The 657-nt window shown below is 63.8% G+C and carries 1 pseudogene; it reads right to left on the reverse strand.

Features of this window, described 5'->3' with window-relative positions:
- Nucleotides 1–217: 217 nt before the first annotated feature.
- Nucleotides 218–657: pseudogene (locus H1B27_RS39690) on the reverse strand (hypothetical protein); the annotation flags it as partial.

Consider the following 657-nt stretch of genomic DNA (forward strand, 5'->3'; position numbering starts at 1 on the left):
GGCGTGACGCACGACAAGATGAAGACGAAACGCTGCAACGAGAGAGGTGCACTCCCTCTCCCGCTTGCGGGCAGGGCTATCGCATATGAATTGCACGGGGACTGTCTGCAGGCTTGCTCCGCCTCTCCCGCTTGCGGGAGAGGTGAACGAACCTCGCGGCGATCGAGCCTTCATTCGTCGTCATTGCAAGTGCGCCGAAGCAATGACGGGGTAGGTTTCAGGCCGCCTTCGGCCGCCAGGCCGTGTAGAAACCGATCAGTGTCCCCATGGCGACCAGCGCGGCCGCCGTGGGCATTCTGTTCGTCATCGTGACCAGGCTGGTGTCGTCCATCGGTCCCACCGACGATGGCCAATTGCAGGTGCTGCTGGCGGCCGCGGCACCCACGCAGAGATAAGCGAGCTCGCGCGTCAAGCTGCGGCCGAGCAGTCCGAGCGCCGTGAAATACATCGAACAGGCGTTGGGATGAACGAACAAGGCAATGCGCGCATAGCGGCCATAGGCGTCGAACAGGGACTCGCATCGGCGCAGGGCCGCCTTCGAGGCCACCCGCTGCAGAAACGGCCTGAAGAAACGCGCCTGTCCATAGCTGAGAACGGCGCCCAGGATGATGGCGAGCCACGCCGCGACGAATACGGAGCCATCCACGGCCTTCGGAC

The organism is Bradyrhizobium diversitatis (assembly GCF_016031635.1).
Lineage (GTDB): Bacteria > Pseudomonadota > Alphaproteobacteria > Rhizobiales > Xanthobacteraceae > Bradyrhizobium > Bradyrhizobium diversitatis.